This window comes from Streptomyces sp. NPDC037013 (assembly GCF_055607265.1).
In genome coordinates, this window is record NZ_JBVJRV010000007.1 from 419,323 (window position 1) to 438,894 (window position 19,572).

18 protein-coding genes are annotated in these 19,572 nt (G+C 71.6%); 9 read left to right on the top strand and 9 right to left on the bottom strand.

Going from position 1 to position 19,572, the window contains the following annotated elements; translation table 11 throughout:
- Positions 1-59: 59 nt before the first annotated feature.
- A complete protein-coding gene (locus tag ACZ7DY_RS27275) occupies positions 60-767 on the top strand; it encodes a GDSL-type esterase/lipase family protein (RefSeq protein WP_471139428.1) in 708 nt (235 codons plus the stop codon).
- Here ACZ7DY_RS27275 and ACZ7DY_RS27280 read toward each other — a convergent pair.
- Positions 737-1,147 (bottom strand): hypothetical protein, encoded by a 411-nt coding sequence (locus ACZ7DY_RS27280; protein WP_471139430.1) that lies wholly within the window; start codon positions 1,145-1,147, stop codon positions 737-739. The genes ACZ7DY_RS27275 and ACZ7DY_RS27280 overlap by 31 nt on opposite strands.
- Before the next feature lie 83 nt (positions 1,148-1,230).
- On the opposite strand from ACZ7DY_RS27280, the gene ACZ7DY_RS27285 reads away from it, so the two are divergent.
- Positions 1,231-2,043 (top strand): helix-turn-helix domain-containing protein, encoded by an 813-nt coding sequence (locus tag ACZ7DY_RS27285; RefSeq protein ID WP_471139433.1) that lies wholly within the window; start codon positions 1,231-1,233, stop codon positions 2,041-2,043.
- Entirely contained in the window at positions 2,040-2,294 is a 255-nt protein-coding gene (locus ACZ7DY_RS27290) for a DUF397 domain-containing protein (RefSeq protein ID WP_471139435.1), read from the top strand. Before ACZ7DY_RS27285 ends, ACZ7DY_RS27290 begins: the two co-directional genes overlap by 4 nt.
- Positions 2,295-2,298: 4 nt before the next feature.
- On the opposite strand, the gene ACZ7DY_RS27295 is transcribed toward ACZ7DY_RS27290, so the two are convergent.
- Positions 2,299-2,805, bottom strand: a complete 507-nt coding sequence (locus tag ACZ7DY_RS27295; RefSeq protein WP_471139436.1) for a carboxymuconolactone decarboxylase family protein — start codon at positions 2,803-2,805, stop codon at positions 2,299-2,301.
- A 42-nt stretch (positions 2,806-2,847) separates the two neighbouring features.
- On the opposite strand from ACZ7DY_RS27295, the gene ACZ7DY_RS27300 reads away from it, so the two are divergent.
- The 3 genes from ACZ7DY_RS27300 to ACZ7DY_RS27310 all read left to right on the top strand — a co-directional run bounded on the left by ACZ7DY_RS27300 (position 2,848) and on the right by ACZ7DY_RS27310 (position 4,764).
- On the top strand, positions 2,848-3,369 hold the full coding sequence (locus ACZ7DY_RS27300; protein ID WP_471139439.1) for a MarR family winged helix-turn-helix transcriptional regulator: 522 nt from the start codon (positions 2,848-2,850) through the stop codon (positions 3,367-3,369).
- 81 nt (positions 3,370-3,450) lie between these two features.
- Positions 3,451-4,041, top strand: a complete 591-nt coding sequence (locus tag ACZ7DY_RS27305; RefSeq protein WP_471139441.1) for a Uma2 family endonuclease — start codon at positions 3,451-3,453, stop codon at positions 4,039-4,041.
- A gap of 135 nt (positions 4,042-4,176) precedes the next feature.
- Positions 4,177-4,764 carry a Uma2 family endonuclease gene (locus ACZ7DY_RS27310; protein WP_471139444.1) on the top strand — a complete coding sequence of 196 codons (588 nt, stop codon included), beginning with the start codon at positions 4,177-4,179 and terminating at the stop codon, positions 4,762-4,764.
- Between the two features lie 185 nt (positions 4,765-4,949).
- On the opposite strand, the gene thpR is transcribed toward ACZ7DY_RS27310, so the two are convergent.
- From thpR to ACZ7DY_RS27325, 3 genes are all read right to left on the bottom strand, one after another.
- Positions 4,950-5,543, bottom strand: a complete 594-nt coding sequence (gene thpR, locus ACZ7DY_RS27315) for an RNA 2',3'-cyclic phosphodiesterase (RefSeq protein WP_471139447.1) — start codon at positions 5,541-5,543, stop codon at positions 4,950-4,952.
- A 480-nt stretch (positions 5,544-6,023) separates the two neighbouring features.
- Positions 6,024-7,370 (bottom strand): MFS transporter, encoded by a 1,347-nt coding sequence (locus tag ACZ7DY_RS27320; protein WP_471139449.1) that lies wholly within the window; start codon positions 7,368-7,370, stop codon positions 6,024-6,026.
- Positions 7,371-7,440: 70 nt separating this feature from the next.
- A complete protein-coding gene (locus tag ACZ7DY_RS27325; protein WP_471139451.1) occupies positions 7,441-7,878 on the bottom strand; it encodes a MarR family winged helix-turn-helix transcriptional regulator in 438 nt (145 codons plus the stop codon).
- Positions 7,879-8,021: 143 nt separating this feature from the next.
- On the opposite strand from ACZ7DY_RS27325, the gene ACZ7DY_RS27330 reads away from it, so the two are divergent.
- Positions 8,022-8,204 carry a ribbon-helix-helix protein, CopG family gene (locus ACZ7DY_RS27330; protein ID WP_471139453.1) on the top strand — a complete coding sequence of 61 codons (183 nt, stop codon included), beginning with the start codon at positions 8,022-8,024 and terminating at the stop codon, positions 8,202-8,204.
- Between the two features lie 18 nt (positions 8,205-8,222).
- On the opposite strand, the gene ACZ7DY_RS27335 is transcribed toward ACZ7DY_RS27330, so the two are convergent.
- Positions 8,223-9,671, bottom strand: coding sequence for an NCS2 family permease (locus ACZ7DY_RS27335; RefSeq protein WP_471139455.1), 1,449 nt, complete (start codon positions 9,669-9,671; stop codon positions 8,223-8,225).
- Positions 9,672-9,888: 217 nt separating this feature from the next.
- Here ACZ7DY_RS27335 and ACZ7DY_RS27340 point away from each other — a divergent pair, with 217 nt between their 5' ends.
- Both ACZ7DY_RS27340 and ACZ7DY_RS27345 read left to right on the top strand, forming a co-directional pair.
- Complete coding sequence (locus ACZ7DY_RS27340; protein ID WP_471139457.1) at positions 9,889-10,146, top strand: DUF2530 domain-containing protein; 258 nt, start codon at positions 9,889-9,891, stop codon at positions 10,144-10,146.
- 118 nt (positions 10,147-10,264) lie between these two features.
- Positions 10,265-12,679, top strand: coding sequence for a cation-translocating P-type ATPase (locus tag ACZ7DY_RS27345; protein ID WP_471139460.1), 2,415 nt, complete (start codon positions 10,265-10,267; stop codon positions 12,677-12,679).
- A 12-nt stretch (positions 12,680-12,691) separates the two neighbouring features.
- Here the strand turns inward: ACZ7DY_RS27345 and ACZ7DY_RS27350 are convergent, their stop codons facing one another.
- The 3 genes from ACZ7DY_RS27350 to ACZ7DY_RS27360 all read right to left on the bottom strand — a co-directional run bounded on the left by ACZ7DY_RS27350 (position 12,692) and on the right by ACZ7DY_RS27360 (position 18,873).
- On the bottom strand, positions 12,692-13,540 hold the full coding sequence (locus tag ACZ7DY_RS27350) for a calcium-binding protein (RefSeq protein ID WP_471139461.1): 849 nt from the start codon (positions 13,538-13,540) through the stop codon (positions 12,692-12,694).
- Positions 13,541-13,760: 220 nt separating this feature from the next.
- The gene (locus tag ACZ7DY_RS27355) at positions 13,761-17,132 is read right to left on the bottom strand and encodes a sacsin N-terminal ATP-binding-like domain-containing protein (RefSeq protein WP_471139462.1); all 3,372 of its coding nucleotides are present in this window, start codon (positions 17,130-17,132) and stop codon (positions 13,761-13,763) included.
- Between the two features lie 802 nt (positions 17,133-17,934).
- Entirely contained in the window at positions 17,935-18,873 is a 939-nt protein-coding gene (locus ACZ7DY_RS27360) for a DUF3027 domain-containing protein (RefSeq protein WP_471139463.1), read from the bottom strand.
- Positions 18,874-19,572: the final 699 nt, after the last annotated feature.

The following is a 19,572-nucleotide window of genomic DNA, read 5'->3' on the forward strand; positions in this document are numbered from 1 at the left end:
CGGGCGGCGTGCTCAGCCTCACATCGCAGGCGGCGCCCCTGATCCGCGATGATGACCGGATGCTCAGGTTCATGTTCATCGGCGACTCGATGACGATCGGAAGCGCCGGGGAACTCACCTGGCGTTTCCGCATGTGGCAGCACCTGTGCGCCACCCTCGGCCCCGAGGGCACCGCCGTGGTCGGCCCGCGCACCGCCCTCTACGACAAGGCGGCGGGCGAGCCCCTCTCCCACGACTACGCCGACGCGTCCCCCGACTTCCCGCGCCGGCACCTGGCCGGGTGGGGCGAGGGCTGGCTGCACATGGCCCCGCGGATCGCGGGGGCGCTCACCCGCGACCCCGCCGACGTCCTCCTCATCTCCCTCGGCCTGATCGACCTGGGCTTCTACACCAACGCGGAACAGACCGCGGCCAACGTCCACGCCTTCGTCACCGCCGCCCGCACGGCGAACCCCGGCGTCCGGATGGTCCTGCTCCCCGTCATACCGAACATCCGGGCCGAGTCCGACGCCCCCTTCGCCGCCGAGGTCGCCCGCTTCAACGAACTCCTCGGCAAGGCCGTCGCCGACCTGGACACGTCGCGCTCCCCGCTGCTCCTCGCCTCGCGCCCGCCGTCGTACGACATCCACGTCGACACGTACGACGGCACGCACCCGAACGCGAGCGGCGAGCACAAGCTGGCGTCGGCCTTCGCGGACGCCCTCTCCCAGGCCTGGGGCATCGGCGGCCCCTACGCTCAGCGCCCCGCCCGCCTCACCGCTTCGTAGAGCAACGCCCCGTCCACGAACGGGTCCTTGGCCGTCGGATACGACTGCCAGTCAAGCGGCCACGTGTAGCCGTCGAGCGCGGGCACGCCCACGTAGGCGAGGCCCCCCGCGTCCCGGCTCAGGGGGCGTGTTCCGGCCGGCCAGTCGTACGCGGCGGCCGTGCACGGGGCCAGCAGGAAGTAGAAGTAACGCCCGCCGGTCGCCTCGCGGATGACGGGCCCCGCGCGGAAGTCGGTGAACTGCTGCAGCTCGTACGTGGTCAGCTCGCCGAGGACGCCGCCGACGCGGACCGCGTCGAAGTGGATCCCGGCGTGCCGCAGGGCGTGGCCCGCCGCGGGGATCCAGTCGTGGACCCTGAGTGATGAGGTTTCCCGGTTCATGCGGAAAATGCTTACGGCTGCTCACATACTGTGACCAGGGCTGCGCAAGGGACGTGCGGGGCCGTGCACTTGGGGAGGATGTTGTGCACTCCGGTGAACGTGGTTCGGGGAACCTGGAGATGTTCGGGGCGTTGCTGCGGTTCTTCCGCGAACGGGCCGGGATGACTCAGGAGAGCCTCGGCAATCATGTGGGGTACTCCAAGTCGCAAGTGGCGATGGTGGAGCGGGGAGAGCGCCCGCCCAAGGGGAACCTCGTCGAGATCGCGGATGAGGTTCTGGGTGCACAAGGTGCACTTCTTGCAGCGGGCATTGAGTTGCAGGTGCGCCGGTACCCGACGTGGTTCGAGGACTATGTGGACCTGGAGGCGCATGCCATCGCGATCTACATGTACGCGAATCACGTAATTCCAGGGCTGTTGCAAACGGAGGCGTATGCACTGGCTACCTTCGAGGTCCAATGCCCGCCTCTGGAGGACGACGAAATCGGGATCAGGCTCGCTGCCCGCCTGGACCGTCAAAAGGTTCTGCACCGTAGGCCCGCGCCGATCACCGGTTTCGTCCTGGAGGAGCACACACTCAGCCGCCCGCTCGGCGGCAAGCAGACGCTCAAGGAGCAGCTGGGCCACCTCGCCGAGCTGGGGACGCGGCGCAACATCTCGATCCAAGTGATGCCGACCGACCGAGAGGACCATGCTGGGTTGGACGGCCCCATGATCCTCCTGGAGACAGGTGACAACCGCCAGCTCGCTTACGTCGAGGGGCCGAGTAACGGCTACTTCGTCGACCAACAGCCCGAGCTGGGCCACATGTTCGCTCGATATGGGATCCTGCGAGCCCAGGCTCTCAGCCCCGTTGAGTCAGCGAAGTTGATTGATGAGGTGGCACGCACGCTATGAGCACGACCTTGAACTGGTTCAAAAGCAGCCACAGCAGCGGCCAGGGCGGCGAATGCCTGGAGGTAGCCCTCGACTGGCACAAGTCGAGTTACAGCGGCAGCCAGGGCAACGAATGCATAGAGGTCGCCCAATCCCCCACCGCCATCCACATCCGCGACTCGAAGAACGCCCCCCGAACCGGCCCCACCCTCCGCGTCGCCCCCGCCGCCTGGACCGCCTTCCTGGCGCACGCGATCACCCCGCCCAGGTGACCCCTCACACGGCCCGGGTGAGCCGGTTCGCCAGCGTCGACAGCGTGTACGTGCCGATGCCCAGGACGACTTCGAGGGCGTTGCGCTCGGTGTAGCCGTACGCGAGGAACGCCGCCAGTTCCTCGTCGCCGACGCCACCGGCCGTGGCGAGGACCTCCAGCGTGAACGCCCGCACCGCTTCGAGGCGTTCGTCGGGCAGCGCGCGCTGCTCGCGCAGCGCGGCGACCAGGTCCGGGCCCGCGCCCAGCGCCCGCAGCTTGCCCGTGTGCAGGGCCACACAGATGTGGCAGTCGTTGCGGACGGCGATCGTCATGATGACGGTCTCGCGGGCGAGGGGTTCCAGCGTGGAGCGCTCGAAGGAGGCGCTCAACTCCAGGAAGCCGTTGAGGAGTTCCGGCGACTCGGCGAGGCGCGCCACCGCGTCCGGCACCTTGCCGAAGGCGGCCGCGGTCTTCGCCATGGCGGGGCGGGAGGCGGGCGGTGCGGTTTCGGGTGTGTGGACGGCGAACATGGCGTACCCCCTGTGGGCCTGCGCGGCCCTAAAATGGACAACATGGTTGACGATGAGAAGGTAAACCAGGTTGTCGATGACGGCAAGGGGTCAGTGCCCGCGGACACGCCGGGGTACGAACTCCCGCTGCTCCTCTTCGCGGGGTTCCGCACGCTGATCGACCGCCTGCACGCCGAACTCGCCCGCCAGGGGCACCCGGACATGCGCCCCGTCCACGGCTTCGCGATGCAGGCCATCGGCGCCGGCGGCGCCACGGCCAGCGAGGTGGGGCGGCGCCTCGGCGTCTCCAAGCAGGCGGCGGGCAAGACGGTGGACCGCCTCATCGCCGTCGGCTACGCGGCCCGCACCGACGACCCGGGCGACGCCCGCCGCAAACTGGTCCGCCTCACCCCGCGCGGGCTCGACGCGCTCCGGCGCTCGGCGGCGATCTTCGACGAGCTGCGGGCGGAGTGGGCGTCGTCCCTCGGCGCCCGGCGCCTCGGCGACCTGGAGGCGGGGCTGCGCACGGTCGTCTCACCGGAGGCGTTCCGGCTCGACGCGGCGGGGTGGCTGGGCGGCTCGTGACCGGACGTGACCGCGGCTCCGTGCGTATCGTTGTACCGCGCGGCCGTACTCGACCGGGGGCGGCCCGGGAGGAGCGCCACGATGACCGTCGCAGAGACCGACAGGATCGCCATGGCCGACGACAACGCCGAATGGGACTTGGACCGATGGTTCGAGCTCATCGAGCGGATGGTCCCCGAGGGAATCAAGGCAGAGGTCGTCGAGGGGGCCGTCTTCATGGTGCCGCGGCGGAACGTGCACTGGCAGATCATCCGGAGGGTGCTCTACGCCGTGGACGACCGGTTCGGTCGGGACACCCTGGTGATGACGGACGTACGCATCGACTTCCCCGGAGACCAGAACGGATTCTGCCCCGACCTCGCGAAGCTGAAGGACGGCGCGGAGCCGGACGAGAAAGGCCGCTGGCGCCACCAGGACGTCGAGTTCGTCGCCGAGGTCGTCTCGCGGGGCACCGGCCTGAACGACTACGGCCCGAAGAAGGCCGCGTACGCGCGGGCAGAGGTGCCGGTCTACCTCATCGCCGACCCCTACCAGGCCCGCTGCCACGTCTACACCGACCCCAAGGACGGCGAGTACCGCACGGAGTCGAGGTCCGACTTCGGCGACGAGATCGACCTGACCGGCACCGTCATCGACCTCGCCCTGAAGACGGACGACTTCCCCCACGACTGACCCACCGCCCCGGCTCGACGCGGCAGGGTGGCGGGGTGGCTGGGCGGCTCGTGACCGGACGTGACCGCGGCTCCGTGCGTATCGTTGTACCGCGCGGCCGTACTCGACCGGGGGCGGCCGGGGAGGAGCGCCACGATGACCGTCGCAGAGACCGACAGGATCGCCATGGCCGACGACAACACCACGCGCTTGGACGAGATGTTCGAGACGCTGGAGCACGGGCCCTTCCTCGAGGGATACAAGATCGACATCGTCGAGGGGGCCGTGCACATGACGCCACAGCGCGCCAACCATTGGGACATCACCCTGGGCATCGTCGAACAGCTGAGGGCCAAGTATCCGCGCCGGCGCGTGCTGTCGGACGTGCGCATCGACTACCCGGGTGAGCTCAACGCCTTCTGCAGTGACGTGGCACTGATCGCCGAAGACGCCGAACGCACGAGGCAGGGCGGCTTTCTCTGCCACGACGTCGAATTCGTCGCCGAAGTGATCTCCCGCAGCACGGGGGCGAATGACTACGGCCCCAAGAAGACCGGGTACGCCACCGCCGAAGTCGCCGTCTATCTCGTCGTCGACCCCTACCAGGGCCAATGCCATCTCTACACCCAGCCCAAGGACGGCGACTATCGCGTCGAGACGAAGGTCGACTTCGGTCAGGAGATCGACCTGACCCACACCTTCATCGGCCTCACCCTCACGACCACGGACTTCGCGCGCGACTGACCCACACGCTCCGGTCGGAGCGTCGGCGGGGGCCACACCGAGGAGATCCTCGGCCTGGTGGCCGCGGGGCGGCGGGCCGGCAGGCTCTAGTTGCCGACCGCGGCCGCCACCGCCACCACGACGAACATCAGCACGAGCACGCCGGCCATGATCCGGTTTCTGGTTTTCGGGTCCACACGTCGAGGTTAACCGGCCCGGCCCGGCTCCCCCGAGCCGCCTCCCAGTGACCAGCGCCCGACCGCCTCGTACCGGGGCCGCTCCCCCGGCACCCCGCTGCGCGGCAGGGTGCTGCGGACGAGGGTGAGCTCCCGTACGGTCCAGGCGGTGCCTTCGAAGGAGCCGAGCGCGTCGGCGAACGGCCCGAGCGGCGTCGCGCCGCTCCCCCGCGCCAGCGTCAGGTGCGGCCGGTAGGGGCGGTGCCCCTCCTCCATCGCGATCCCCGCCTTGCGGGCCGCCGCGTCCGCCCGCCCGGCGAGCAGCCGCAGCGCGGCCACGTCCCCGGTCGCCCCCGCCCACAGCGCCCGGTCACCGAAGTGCCCGCCGCCGCGCAGGGCGAGCGCGAAGGGCGGCGTGCGGCGCGCGGCCCGCTCCAGGCGGGCGGCGAGGTCCGGCACGGCGCCCTCGTCGACCTCCGCCATGAACGCGAGCGTGAAGTGCCAGCTGTCGCGCTCCGTCCAGCGCAGCGCGTCCGCGCCGGGCAACCGCCGCAACGCGTGCGCGGCGGCGCCCAGTTCGGAGGCGGCCGGCTCGGACGGGAGGAGGGCGGCGAAGAGTCTCATGACCGTCGACGCTAGTCGCCCGCCCCCGGCGGGTCCTGGCGCGGGGCGCGGGGTCCGGCACGCACATCTGCCGCGTTGTCGTCGGGGGCCGACTCCCCCGACCTCTCGGCTCCGCCCGAGCGGGGGCACGCACCGGCCACCGCTCACCGGCACCGAAGGACGGACGCCACCCTCTGCCGCGTTGCCGTCGGGGGGCCGACTCCCCACCCCGAGCTCCCGGCTCCGCCCGAGCAGGGCGCACCCCATCGCGTCGCCGCTCACCGGCACCTCGCGGCCGCACGCACCGGCCGCCGCCCACCGGCACCGAACGACGGACGCCACCCTCTGCCGCGTTGTCGTCGGGGGGGCCGACTCCCCACCCCGAGCTCCGGCTCCGCCCGAGCAGGGCGCACCCCATCGCGTCGCCGCTCACCGGCACCAGAGGACGGACGTCACCCTCACGCGTTGGCTCACGCCCGTCGTGGCGGCGGTCGGCCGGCGTTACGCCGCGGTGGCCAGTTCCCGCTCTCGCGGGACGAACTGCACGTGCCGGTGGCCGCGGCGCAGGTCCACCTTGAGGCGCAGGTTCGCCGCGCGGGCCAGCATCAGGCCGACGCCGACCGCGGCGAGCGCGCAGACGAGGCCGCCGGCGGCCATGCTGACCCGGACGCCGTAGGCGTCGGCGAGCCAGCCGAAGAGCGGGCCGCCGAGCGGGGTGCCGCCGGTGAAGACCATCATGAACAGGGACATCACACGGCCCCGCATCTCCGGATCCGTGGCCATCTGGACCGAGGAGTTGGCGGTGACGTTCACCGTCAGGCCGAGGATGCCGATCGGCACGATCAGCGCGACGAACATCCACAGCTCGGGCGCGAAGGCGGCCGCCATCTGCAGCACGCCGAAGGCGATGGCCGCCCCGGCGAGCAGCCGCAGCCGCGACGTGCCGCGGCGGGCCGCGAGCAGCGCGCCGGCCAGTGAGCCGATCGCCATGAGGGTGTTGAAGAGCCCGTACATCCCCACGCCGCCGTGGAAGATGTCGTCCGCGAAGGCGCTCAGCCAGATCGGGAAGTTGAAGCCGAAGGTGCCGATGAAGCCGACGAGGACGATCGGCCAGATCAGTTCGGGGTTCTTCGAGACGTAGTTCAGGCCCTCCCTGAGCTGCCCCTTGCCGCGCGGCTTGCGCGGCGTGTGGTGCAGCTCGCTCGTGCGCATCAGCATCAGGCCGGTGAGCGGCGCGAGGAAGGAGAGGCCGTTGGCGAGGAACGCCCAGCCCGGTCCGACGGCGGCGGTCAGCGCGCTCGCCACGGCGGGGCCGATGAGGCGGGCGGACTGGAAGTTGGCGGAGTTCAGCGAGACCGCGTTGCGGACCTGGTCGGGGCCGACCATCTCGGAGACGAAGGACTGCCGCGTCGGGTTGTCGACGACGGTCACGAGGCCGGTGAAGAAGGCCGCGACGTAGACGTGCCAGACCTGGACGTGGCCGCTGAGCGTGAGGGCGGCGAGGAAGAGCCCGCTGAGGCTCATCGCGCCCTGGGTGAAGAAGAGCAGGTTCCGCTTGGCGAAGCGGTCGGCGATGACGCCGCCGTACAGGCCGAGGAGCAGCATCGGCAGGAACTGCATGGCCGTGGTGATGCCGACGGCCGCGGAGGATCCCGTCAGGCTCAGGACCAGCCAGTCCTGGGTGATGCGGGCCATCCAGGTGCCGGTGTTCGAGACGACGGCTCCGGTCGCGAAGAGCCGGTAGTTGCGGATCTTCAGCGAGCTGAACATCGAGGTCTTGCGGGGGTGGGCAGGGGTGTCGAGGGCGGTTGGTGCGGGGGCGGAGTCTGCTCCGGATCCCGTACTCAAAGTAGGTTCGCCTCCTTGGCGTGCGGATGGCTCCCGCGGGCGGCGGGAGTGCCCGCGGGATGCCGCGGGACTACAGGTGTGCGAGCTTCTCCAGTACGGGGGCGGCGGCACGCAGCCGGGCCCACTCGTCGTCGTCGAGGCTCTCGGTCAGTGAGGCGAGCCAGGCGTTCCGCTTGCGGCGGCTCTCTTCGAGCATGGCCTCGGCGGTCTCGGTCTGGGTCACCACCTTCTGGCGACGGTCCTCGGGGTGCGGCTCGAGCCGGACCAGGCCCTTCGCCTCCAGCAGGGCGACGATGCGGGTCATCGACGGCGGCTGCACGTGCTCCTTGCGGGCGAGCTCGCCCGGGGTGGCGGAGCCGCAGCGGGCGAGGGTGCCGAGCACCGACATCTCGGTCGGGCTCAGCGACTCGTCGACCCGCTGGTGCTTGAGTCGACGGGACAGGCGCATCACAGCGGAGCGCAAGGCGTTCACGGCGACGGCGTCGTCACCATGGGAGAGGTCCGGCATGTTTGTTAGCGTAACTCATTACCCTGGCTAAAGACCACCCGGTATCCCAGAGGGCCACCCCCGAACCATTTCCTCACCCGAACGAGTGAGGCGGTGCCAGAAAGTGACGCACCGGCCGCCGGGCCGCGTGGACCCTGTCACGCATGGGATCGCCAGTGCTCAGCCTGCGCATAGACGGTGAGCTGCTCGAACGGCTCCGCCAGCACGCGGCCAAAAGAGGAATGAGCGTCCAGGACTATGTGGTCCGGACGCTCATTCGCGACGACTTCGACGAACGGTTCAAGACGTCCGTCGCGGAGACAGAGAAGTTCTACGGGGCGGCGTGACCGCCCCGGGCCCGCGCCTCAGGTGAGGTTCAGCGCCGGCATCAGGTAGTAGAAGGCGAAGACCGCCGACACCGCGTACATCGCGACCGGCACCTCACGGCCCCGCCCGGCCACCAGCCGCAGCACGGTGAAGGTGATGAAGCCCATGCCGATGCCATTGGTGATCGAGTACGTGAACGGCATCATCAGCATCGTCACGAACGCCGGGATGGCGATCGTGTGGTCCGCCCAGTCGATCTGCCGGATGGAGCCGGAGAGGATCAGGAAGCCCACCGCGAGCAGCGCGGGCGTGGCGGCCTGGGACGGGACCATCGTGGCGAGCGGCGTGAGGAAGAGCGCGACGGCGAAGAGGCCGCCCGTGACGACGTTGGCGAAGCCCGTGCGGGCCCCTTCGCCGACGCCCGCCGTGGACTCCACGAAACAGGTGGTGGCGGAGGAGGACGAGGCGCCGCCCGCGGCGACCGCGATGCCGTCGACGAAGAGCACCTTGCTGATGCCGGGCATGTTGCCGTCGGCGTCGGTCAGGCCGGCCTCGTCGCCGACGCCCATGATCGTGCCCATCGCGTCGAAGAAGCACGACAGCAGCACGGTGAAGACGAAGAGCACGCCGGTGAGGACGCCGACCTTGTGGAAACCGCCGAAGAGGCTGATCTGGCCGACGAGCCCGAAGTCCGGCGACGAGACGGGGTTGCCGGGCCACTCCGGGGTGGTCAGCCCCCAGGAGGGGACCTCCGCGACGGCGTTGATGATCATCGCGACGACGGTCATGACGACGATGCTGATGAGGATGGCGCCCGGCACCTTGCGGACGAGCAGCGCCAGGGTGAGCAGCACGCCGAGCGCGAAGACCAGGACGGGCCAGCCGTTGAGGTGGCCGTCGCCGCCGAGCTGGAGCGGCACGGTGGTGTGCGCGACGTCCGGCATGCGCGAGACGAAGCCGGAGTCGACGAGGCCGATCAGCATGATGAAGAGGCCGATGCCGATCGCGATGCCCTTGCGCAGGCCGAGCGGCACGGCGCTCATCACGCGTTCGCGCAGGCCGGTGGCGACGAGCAGCATCACCACGAAGCCGGCGAGGACGACCATGCCCATCGCGTCGGGCCACGACATGCGGGGCGCGAGCTGGAGCGCGACGACGGTGTTGACGCCGAGGCCGGCGGCGAGCGCGATCGGGACGTTGCCGATGACGCCCATCAGGAGCGTGGTGAGGGCCGCGGTCAGCACGGTCGCGGTGACCAGCTGCTTGTTGTCGAGCTGATGCCCGTACATGTCCTTCGCGCTGCCCAGGATGATCGGGTTCAGCACGACGATGTAGGCCATCGCGAAGAAGGTGGCGAAGCCGCCGCGGACTTCCCTGGCCAGGGTCGAGCCCCGCTCGGAAATCCTGAAGAAGCCGTCGAGCCCGTTCTTCGGGGGCTGCGGCGGCTCTTTGCTGGCGTCGACCGGGGCAGTGGCCGAGGAAGGCATGCGGAACCTCGTGGACTCAGAGATGGGGAAGACCGTTCAGCAATGGCGTCTGGTCGACCAGGACAATTGATCGACTTGTGATTTCATACGAAAGCAATCGGCCATTAACGAGCCGTTTCAGTATGAATACATGAGAGAGAAATCGCTATCTCCGCGCGTAGACCCTTGGGGGGCAACGGGTGTACGAGCCGGGGCGGCCGCCTCGTAAGCTGTACCCATGGCGAAGTGGACCCCCAAGCACGAGGCGCCGGAGCCCCTGGAGGGCCCCGTCGTCGCCACCATCACGGGCGGCACGATCCTCTGGTTCGTCCTCTTCCTCGTCCAGCTCCCGTTCTACGGCTGGTTCGACGACCGCGGCACCACCTGGTGGGTGTGGACCTGCCTGGCCGGCGGCGGCCTCGGCCTCATCGGCATCTGGTACGTGCGGGGCCGCGACGCGGCCATCAAGCGCGCCAAGGCCTCCCAGCCGCAGTAGAACCGCCCGGGCGGCGCCCCCGATCCGTACGACCACGGGAGGGGACGCCTCCTACCGTGGTCGGATCTTCTGGACATTCAAGGGGTGAAGCCCCACAACCACCCTTACCGTCGAATGCATGACGCATATCGACGCGGGCGCCGAACTCGACCCGGTCCACCCGGTGCCGCCCCCCACGGGCCGTGACACCGGCCGGGCCACCGGCCTGAGCGCGGCGGAAGTCGCCGAGCGGGTCGCCCGCGGCGAGGTCAACGACGTACCGGTGCGCAGCTCCCGCTCGCTGGGCGAGATCGTCCGGGCCAACGTCTTCACCCGCTTCAACGCCATCATCGGCGTGCTCTGGGTGATCATGCTCTTCGTCGCGCCGATCCAGGACAGCCTCTTCGGCTTCGTGATCGTCGCCAACACCGGCATCGGCATCATCCAGGAGTGGCGCGCCAAGAAGACCCTGGACTCCCTCGCCGTCATCGGCGAGGCCAAGCCCACCGTCCGGCGCGACGGCGAGGCCACCGAGATCTCCACCTCCGAGATCGTCCTCGGCGACCTCGTCGAGCTCGGCCCCGGCGACAAGATCCCCGTCGACGGCGAGGCCGTCGAGACCGACAGCCTGGAGATCGACGAGTCCCTCCTGACCGGCGAGGCCGACCCCGTCGTCAAGAAACCCGGCGACAAGATGATGTCGGGCTCCTTCGTGGTCGCCGGCGGCGGCGCCTTCACCGCGACCAGGGTCGGCCGCGAGGCGTATGCCGCCCAGCTCGCCGAGGAGGCGAGCCGCTTCACGCTCGTCCACTCCGAGCTGCGCTCCGGCATCTCCACGATCCTCAAGTACGTGACGTGGCTGATGATCCCGACCTCCATCGGCCTGGTCATCTCCCAGCTCGTCGTCAAGGACGACAACTTCAAGGAGTCCATCGCCTACACCGTGGGCGGCATCGTCCCCATGATCCCCGAGGGGCTCGTCCTCCTCACCTCCGTGGCCTTCGCGATCGGCGTGATCCGCCTCGGCCGCCAGCAGTGCCTCGTACAGGAACTCCCCGCCATCGAGGGGCTCGCCCGCGTCGACACGGTCTGCCTCGACAAGACCGGCACCCTCACCGAGGGCGGCATGGACGTCACCGAGCTGCGCCCCCTGAACGGCGGCGACGAGACGTACGTACGCAAGGTCCTCGGCGCCCTCGGCGAATCCGACCCGCGCCCCAACGCCTCGCTCCAGGCGATCATCGACGCCTACCCCGACAGCGACGAGTGGCGCTGCACCGAGTCGCTCCCCTTCTCCTCGGCCCGCAAGTACAGCGGCGCCTCCTTCAGCGAGGGCGACGGCACCGACTCGACCTGGCTGCTCGGCGCGCCCGACGTGCTGCTGCCCGACGGCGACCCGTCCCTCACCGAGATCGAGGAGCTCAACCAGCAGGGCCTGCGCGTCCTGCTGCTGGCCCGCGCCTCCGGCGACCTCGACGCCCCGGACCCGGCCGCCGGCGCCGAGGCCACCGCCCTGATCGTCCTCGAACAGCGGCTGCGCCCCGACGCCGCCGACACCCTGCGCTACTTCGAGGAGCAGGACGTCGCCGCCAAGGTCATCTCCGGTGACAACGCCGTCTCGGTCGGCGCGGTCGCCGGCAAACTCGGCCTGCCCGGCGCCGACAACACGGTCGACGCCCGCAAGCTGCCCACCGAACGGGACGGAATGGCGCAGGCGCTCGACGACCACACGGTCTTCGGCCGCGTCACCCCGCAGCAGAAGCGCGACATGGTGGGCGCCCTGCAGTCGCACGGCCACACGGTCGCGATGACGGGCGACGGCGTCAACGACGTCCTCGCCCTCAAGGACGCCGACATCGGCGTCTCCATGGGCTCGGGCTCGGAGGCCACCCGGGCGGTCGCCCAGATCGTGCTGCTCAACAACAGCTTCGCGACGCTGCCCTCGGTGGTCGCCGAGGGCCGCCGCGTCATCGGCAACATCACGCGCGTCGCCACGCTGTTCCTGGTGAAGACCGTCTACTCGGTGATCATCGCGCTGCTTGTGGTCTGCTCACAGGTCGAGTACCTCTTCCTGCCGCGCCACCTGACGCTGCTCTCCACGCTCACCATCGGCGTCCCGGCGTTCTTCCTCGCGCTCGCCCCCAACAAGGAGCGCGCGAAACCGCACTTCGTCCGCAGAGTCATGCGGTACGCGATCCCGGGCGGGGTGATCGCGGGGGTCGCGACCTTCCTGACGTACATCCTGGCCCGGCACCACTACGACGGCGCGGGCGCGCGGGAAGCCGAGACCAGTGCGGCGACCCTGGCGCTGTTCCTGATCGCCATGTGGGTCCTCGCCATCATCGCCCGCCCCTACACGTGGTGGCGGGTCGGCCTGATCGGCGCGATGGGTCTCGGCTTCCTGCTCGTGCTGACCGTGCCCTGGCTCCAGGACTTCTTCCAGCTGAAGCTGGTGGGCACGACGATGCCGTGGGCGGCGGTCGCGATCGCGGCGGTGGCCTCACTGGCCGTCGAGTTCGTCTACCGCTGGGTGGACCGCCGCTTCCCCGCCTAGCGGGGCGGCCGGCTACCGGACGTCGATGAAGTCAGCCGTGGAGGTCACGGACGGGGTCGTGGACGTGCCCGCGAAGACGTAACGGTAGTAGCCGTCGGCCGAGGCCGTCACCGTGGTCTTCAGGTTGCCCTTGGTGTCGGACTTGATGGTCTTCAGGGTGGTGTAGCTGCTGGCACCCTTCTTCTTGTACTGCAGCTTCACGTCCTGCTTGGTGTAGCCGGCGTACTTCGAGGTCTCCCAGTTGGCGCGCGTCAGGGCGCCGGTGACCGTGATGGTCTTGCCCTTCTTGACGGGCTCCGGGGAGGCGTTGGTGGTGAGCTTGGCGGCGCGCAGGACGCGGGCGTCGGCCGGGAAGCCGTCGACGTCGGCCTCGCCCCCCTCGTTGCCCGACACGGAGGCGTAGACCTTCCAGCCGCCGCCGGCCGCGGTGTTCGCGAAGAGGTCGATCTTCGGGTCGGCGACGATGGTGACGGTGCAGGTCGAGGTGGTCTCGTTCACGACCACGCACTTGCCCACGAAGTCGTCCGGGGTGAGGACGGCGTCGGCGTGGTCCTTGTCCGGGCCGTGCCAGAGGAAGGCGCTGCCGGCCGCGATGCCCGACGGGTCGGTCGCGGTGACGGAGAGGGTGAACTTCTTCTTCTCGGTGGTGCCGAGCGTCACGTCCTTGCCGCCGTTGACGGAGACCTTGGTGACCTTGGTGTCGCCCACATCGGCGCGGGCGTCGGCGCCCTTGGCGACCTCGGCGACAGCGGCGGCCAGCTTCGGGGCGGCCGGGCCGTCGACGGCCTGGGCGGCCGGGACGGCGAGTGCGGAAAGGGCCAGGGTGCCGGACAGTGCGGCCACGGTGGCACGGATGCGCATGTGTTTCCCCAAGTGGAGAAGGGGGCCCGCGGTGCGTTGCACGCCGTCACGCGGGGTCCCAGTGATCTAGGAGTCTGTTGACTCGCAAGATCAGACCCGTGACAGGGGCGCGTGGTTGTACGACAAGTGAAGAAAATGTGACCGGCTTACGGAATGCTGGGTTCCGCCCCGGCCCGCCCCCGGATGGCGGCGGAGCGGAACCCTGCACTCCGTGAGGGGGTCAGTCGAACCAGCGGTCCCGGGCCAGTTCCGCCGTCCGGGACGGGTCTTCGAGGAGCGCCGCCACCTCGAAACGGCGCGGCCACTGCCCCGCCGCCCAGGCGAGACCCGCGGCGACACCCTCCAGGGTCGCCGCGTGCACGGCCCCGTCCGGGGTGCGGCGCCAGTCCAGCTCCACACCGCCCGCAACCAGCTCGTCGTACTCGACGTACGTCTCCGGAGTCCCCTCCCCGAGCAGGCTCCGCACCGACTCCGGCACCGCATGCTCGACGCCCTCGCCCGAAGGCTCCACGGCCGCCGTCTCGCTCAGCCGCCGCACCTGGAACAGCTCGGCCAGATCGCCCGCCTTGCGCGGCTCCACGGGCAGCAGCGCCACCCCACCGGCCAGCGGCAGCAGGTCAGGCGCGTCGGCGACCACCGCGTCCGCCGCGTCGACCACCACCACCTCGCCGTCGACCACCGCGCGCAGCTCGTCCGGGAGCGTCACCTGCTCGGGGTCGAGATCGGCCAGCGCCCCGTACAGGGCGTGCAGTTGCGCGGGCGTGACGGGCCGCTCCGGGTCCGCGAGCCGGTCGAGCAGCTCGGCCGCCCCGCCCGGCTCCTCCAGCAGCGCGGCGACGGACGTACGTACGCCGAGCGCGCGCAGCACCTGTTCGTCGCCGAACCCGGACGCGTCCGCCGCGTCGTACAGGCCGGCCAGGAGCGGATCGCCGCCCGCCGCCCGCAGCCCGGCCGGGCGTCGCCCGTCCAGCACCGGGTGCCCGCGCAGCCACCACGCCGTGTACGAACGGACGGTCTCCGTCGTGCCGTCCGGCAGCAGTACCCGCACGGGCTGGGTCAGCGCGTCCCGCAGCGGCGGCCGCGACAGCATCGCAAGAGCCTGCGGCCAGCAGTCGTCGTCGACCAGGTCGAGATCCCGTACCGCCACGATCTCCGTCGCCACCGGCGGCACCGGGGTCTCAGGCAGCCGGTCGAGCACGTCCTCGCACCACACGTCCACGGCGTCCAGCAGGCCCGCGTCGTCCGGCTCGGCGAAGTCGCCCTCGCGCGGCTCCAGTTCGTCGGGGTCGAGCACCACGTCCGTGGCGCGCACCAGGGCGAAGGTGGCGAGCACCCCACAGGCGGCCAGCGGCTGCTCGCCCCACCGGTCGGCCAACTCCTGGTCGACCCGCGCCAGTTCGTCCTCGCGCATGATCCGGGCGAAGTCACTGCCCGGCAGGACGAGTTCACCGGCCGGGGCGAGCTCGCCCTCCTCGTCGGGCAGCGCCAGCGCGCCGAGCCACGGTTCGTCGCCGGGCGCGAGATTCGCCTCCCGCACCAGCGCGAGGACGACCTCAGCCAACTCCTCGGCGTCCGGCGCCTCTTCGTCCCAGGTGTCGTCGTCGAGGGAGGCGGCCACGGCGGCACGGACCTGCGGCGTGGTGAGGACGGCCCGGGGCGTGGCGGGCAGCGCGCCGAGCTTCTCCAGGAGCGGGTGGACGGCCTCCGGATGGGCGATCTTCAGGCCGAGGCGGGCCAGCACGGCGGGATCGGAGCCGCCCATGCCGCCGTCGGGTCCTGGCAGCAGGACCTGCCGCGGCCCGATGGTCGTCCGCACGCCGGAGGACCCGGACCCGGACCCGGACCCGAAGGGACCGGAACGGAAGGGGCCGTCCAGGTCGAGATGGGGGGCCGGGTCCAAGTCCGGACCCAGGTCCGGGGGCAGGGCAGGGGCGGAATCCGCGGAGGTGCCCGCAGGAGCCCCGGCAACACCCGTACCCGCTCCCGCTCCCGTACCCGCCCCCATGCCCGTACCGGCGAGCGGCACCGGCAGTCCGGACAACCGGTCCGGGTCCACGCCGGCCAGCGTGTCGTACAACCGCCGCCACCAGCCCGGCTCCCGATCGAGCCCCGCCAGCCGGTCGATCGCCTCGGTCAGCGGCACCCGCGCCACCCCGAGGGTGCGCAGCTCCGCACGGCGCTCCAGCCCCGCGGGCAGCAGACTCGGCAGCACCTCGGCAAGGACCCGGACCGTGTCGGCCCCGGCACCCTCCACGACCTCCGCGTCCCGCGGCCGCAGCGCCTCGGGCAGCTCGTCCTCGCCGCCCTCGGGCCGGGGCAGGGCGGGCGGCAGGAAGGCGGTACGGGGCAGCCGCGCCAGGATGCCCTGGCGCAGCGCGCCGTCCAGCTCGCTCTGGCCCAGCGGTCCCGGCACGAGCCCGATGATGTCCTCGGTCACCGGCCGCCACGCGGCCAGCAGTTCCGCGTACGCGTCCGCCGCCCGCTCCACCAGGAAATCCGTCAACGGCCCCGGCGCGGCATGCCGCCGCGCGGTGTCCAGCGGGAACGACGCGATGAGCAACGCCGGTACGCCAAGCGGCTCGTCGCTCGGCGTCGGCGCGTGCACGACCGGGGTGGTGCGGGGCCGCTCGGGACCGCCGTCGCGCCCCACCGGCACGGCCCAGGTCACGGACCAGTGCGGCCGCAGCCGCTCCTCGACCGGCCGCCCCTTCAGAAGGGCGGCGTCCAGCGGCCCGCGCGCCGTGGCGGTGCGCCAGCGCGTCGTGCCGTCACGGCTGTCCTCGACCACGGTGTACGGGTCCTCGACGCGGCGCCGCAGCGTGCGCGCCGTCCCGTCCGCGGTCTCGATGCGGACTTCCTCCAGGCCGGGCAGGGCGAGGAGCAACGCATCGTCGACGTCGTCGAGCAGCCGGGCCACCAGGTCCTCGGCGGCGGCGTCGCGCAACGGCAGGATGACGACGGTGTCGTACCCCTCCGGGGCGGAACCCTCGGCGGCGAGGGGCAGCCGCAGGAGCGGGACGTGACCGTCCCTGCGCCGGATCTCGTCCCCGAGACCCGGGCTGAACCGGGCGGTCTCGGCGGCGAGTTCGCGGGCCTCGGAGAGCGACCAGCGGACACCGCCGGTGCGTCCGACGACGGCGGGCTCGTCACTGACGGCGAGAACGGCGGCGAAGCCGACGCCGAAGCGGCCGACACTGCCGGCATCGGCGACGCGCGCGCCACCCTCTCCCGCTTCGCTCGTCGTCTCGTCGCCGGTGTCCTGCCGCTTGGCGGAGGCGCGGAGGGTGGAGAGGGACTCGACGCCCGCGGCATCGAGGGGGGCGCCGCTGTTGGCCGCGGCGAGGACGCCGCCGCGCAGGGTCAGCGCCAGCCGTCCCGGCACGCCCGCGCGGGCGGCGGCGTCGGAGGCGTTCTGGGCGAGCTCCACGACGAGGCGGTCGCGGTAACCGCCGAGGGCGAGGTCCTCTTCGGCGTTCGCGTCCTCACGGAACCGCGCCGGGGCCGCCGCCCACGCGTCGAGAACCCCGCGCCGCAGCCGGGCGGTGCCGAACGGATCAGTACCTTCGGCTGCCGGCCGCACGGTCTTGCTCACGGTCGTCTCTCCTCTGCGTCGGCCCACGCGATCTGGGACTTTCCCCCGCGGCGAACGGTATCGCGGAGGGGGAGGGGGGGGTGGACGGGGTTGGGGTGGGGTTGGGGGTGGGGCCGGGGACGGGGACAAGGGGTGGGGCCGGGGACAGGGGGTGGGGCCGGGGACGGGGGCGGGGTGCACGTGCCGTGGCTGCTTGTGCCCGGGGAAGGTGTTCTGCCGGGGGCGGAGGGGGGTGGCGGGCGCGGTGAGGCGGTGAGGCAGTGAGGCAGTGAGGCGGTCGCACCGGCACGCCGATGCGTGGGCACGCCGGTACGCCGGGCTCCGTGGGTGTCCGACCAGCCCTCCACGCCCACCTGACCGGAATCCGCCGCGGGACGCAGCAGCAGTGCGTCCAAGACCGGCGGAGTCGGGCTCGGCGGCTTCGGCATGACGGGTGGTTGGGGGACGGGGCGGGAACGTTCCGGCAGGTGGCGTGCCCGTTTGTGCCCGGGCCATGTGTTCTGCCGAGGCGGAGAGCGGTGCCGGGCGCGGTGACTCGGTCGCACCGGCACGCCGATGCGTGGGCACGCCGGTACGCCGGACTGCGTGGGTGCTCGATCAGCCCTCCACGCCCACCTGACCGGAATCCGCCACGGGACGCAGCGGCAGTACGTCCAAGACCAAGCGGTGCCGGGCTCGGCGGCGGGCAAGGTGTTCTGCCTAGGGCGGAGAGCTGTGCCGGGCGCGGTCGCGCCGATGTGTGGGCGCGCCGGTACGCCGGGCTCCGTGGGTGTCCGACCAGCCCCGCCATCCGCCGCCGGAACTACGAGTGGCCGAGGTCCTCGCTCGGGTCCTCCACGCTCACCGAACCGGAATCCGCCGCCGGACGCAGCGGCAGTACGTCCACCCGCGTCTCGTCCAGGACCGGCGGCGCCGGCCTCGGCGGCTTCGGCATGACCGCCGCCTCCGAGTGCCCACCGCACCCGTACGACAGCGAGACCACCTGGCCGTCCGCGGGCCCGAACTCATTGGCGCAGATGCCGAACGCCTGTCCGAGCGAGCCACCGATCCGTACGAGGAAGCCGCAGCTGACGCACGCCGCGGGCGCCGCCTGCGCCATCGCGGTCTTCGCGCCGTGTGCCTCGTCCCAGCGGTCCGCGGCGACATGCAGGCCGTAACGGGAGAGGACCCTCGCCCGCCGCATGCCCAGTTCGTCGGCGACCGCGGCGATCGAGCCGCGGGCGGGCACGACCGGCAGTTCGGCCGGCGTCCCGGTCGTGACCTCGGCGTCCTCCGCCTCGACGAGCTCGGCCATCTCCTCCGACACGACGGAGTTCGGCGGCGGCTCCTCTTCACCCGTGAAACCGGGCTCCAGGCGCAGATCCTCGGCGTCCGTGGGCAGCAGGTCACCCGGGCCCATGTCGCCCGGGCGCAGGCGCTCGCTCCACGGCACCCACTCCGGGGCGAGGAGAGCGTCCGGGCCCGGCAGCAGCACCGTCTCGTCGAGCGTGACGAACTTGGCCCGCGAGGCGCGGGCGACCGTCACCGCCCAGCGCCAGCCGCGGTAGCCGAATTCCTTGCACTCGAAGAGGTGTGTGACGACGCGGTCGCCCTCCACGACGACCTCGACATGCTCACCGACCACACCGGGCGCGGCGGCCTCCTCGGCCGCGGCACGTGCCAGGCCGACCGCCTCGGCGCACAGGCGGTCCGGGGTACGCGGGGTGCGCGGGGTACGGCTTCGCGTTGTCGCTGCGCTCACAAGTATCGCTTCTCTCCTACGCCGTCTCACGAGTGCGCCACCCTTACGCGGGGGTACGGACGGAGCGGACCAGAGGGCCGCGTCAACGTCCGCGCCCGACGTTCTGGGGCGCGCCTACGTCACCCATTCTGCGGGATGACCGAGAGGCGCGCGGCCAAGAACAACCGCCGCAGGCGCGCTACGCACGCTACCTTCTCCTGGCCCCTGGGCCTACACCGACGTACGTCGCCGCGCCCCGAGACGTACTCGGAACGTGCCGCTCCGAGCGCTTTCGGGCCCTTCCGGGCCCGTGGGGGCGGCCCTGCGCGAGGCCTCACCGGTGGTTCCGTGGCGGGGCCCAATCCGCGCGCCACGCGGTCACGTCCCCGGCGAGCCCACTGCGAGGCCGCGCCGCCCGTTCCGTGCCGGAGCCCACATCCGCGCGCCACGCGCTCACGCCCCCGGCGATCCCGCTGCGAGGCCCCACCGGTGGTTCCGTGCCGGGGCCCAATCCGCGCGCCACGCGGTCACGTCCCCGGCGAGCCCACGCCCCCGGCACGGAACCGGCGGCGCGCCGCCGCTACGCGGCGTACTCCCCACCCACCCGCCCCACCACTCCCCCAGCACCCAACCCCCACCCGTCGCCGCTACGCGGCGTTTTCCCCACCCACCCGCCCATATCGGCCTCCCGACCGAGACAACCAAGCAACCACCGCCCCC

Bases quoted from the DNA above. Each gene is read 5' to 3' on its own strand.
- ACZ7DY_RS27275 (WP_471139428.1), top strand. From the start codon at position 60: ATGCTCAGGTTCATGTTCATCGGCGACTCGATGACGATCGGAAGCGCC.
- ACZ7DY_RS27280 (WP_471139430.1), bottom strand. From the start codon at position 1,147: ATGAACCGGGAAACCTCATCACTCAGGGTCCACGACTGGATCCCCGCG.
- ACZ7DY_RS27290 (WP_471139435.1), top strand. From the start codon at position 2,040: ATGAGCACGACCTTGAACTGGTTCAAAAGCAGCCACAGCAGCGGCCAG.
- ACZ7DY_RS27295 (WP_471139436.1), bottom strand. From the start codon at position 2,805: ATGTTCGCCGTCCACACACCCGAAACCGCACCGCCCGCCTCCCGCCCC.
- ACZ7DY_RS27300 (WP_471139439.1), top strand. From the start codon at position 2,848: ATGGTTGACGATGAGAAGGTAAACCAGGTTGTCGATGACGGCAAGGGG.
- ACZ7DY_RS27305 (WP_471139441.1), top strand. From the start codon at position 3,451: ATGACCGTCGCAGAGACCGACAGGATCGCCATGGCCGACGACAACGCC.
- ACZ7DY_RS27310 (WP_471139444.1), top strand. From the start codon at position 4,177: ATGACCGTCGCAGAGACCGACAGGATCGCCATGGCCGACGACAACACC.
- thpR (WP_471139447.1), bottom strand. From the start codon at position 5,543: ATGAGACTCTTCGCCGCCCTCCTCCCGTCCGAGCCGGCCGCCTCCGAA.
- ACZ7DY_RS27325 (WP_471139451.1), bottom strand. From the start codon at position 7,878: ATGCCGGACCTCTCCCATGGTGACGACGCCGTCGCCGTGAACGCCTTG.
- ACZ7DY_RS27330 (WP_471139453.1), top strand. From the start codon at position 8,022: ATGGGATCGCCAGTGCTCAGCCTGCGCATAGACGGTGAGCTGCTCGAA.
- ACZ7DY_RS27335 (WP_471139455.1), bottom strand. From the start codon at position 9,671: ATGCCTTCCTCGGCCACTGCCCCGGTCGACGCCAGCAAAGAGCCGCCG.
- ACZ7DY_RS27340 (WP_471139457.1), top strand. From the start codon at position 9,889: ATGGCGAAGTGGACCCCCAAGCACGAGGCGCCGGAGCCCCTGGAGGGC.
- ACZ7DY_RS27345 (WP_471139460.1), top strand. From the start codon at position 10,265: ATGACGCATATCGACGCGGGCGCCGAACTCGACCCGGTCCACCCGGTG.
- ACZ7DY_RS27350 (WP_471139461.1), bottom strand. From the start codon at position 13,540: ATGCGCATCCGTGCCACCGTGGCCGCACTGTCCGGCACCCTGGCCCTT.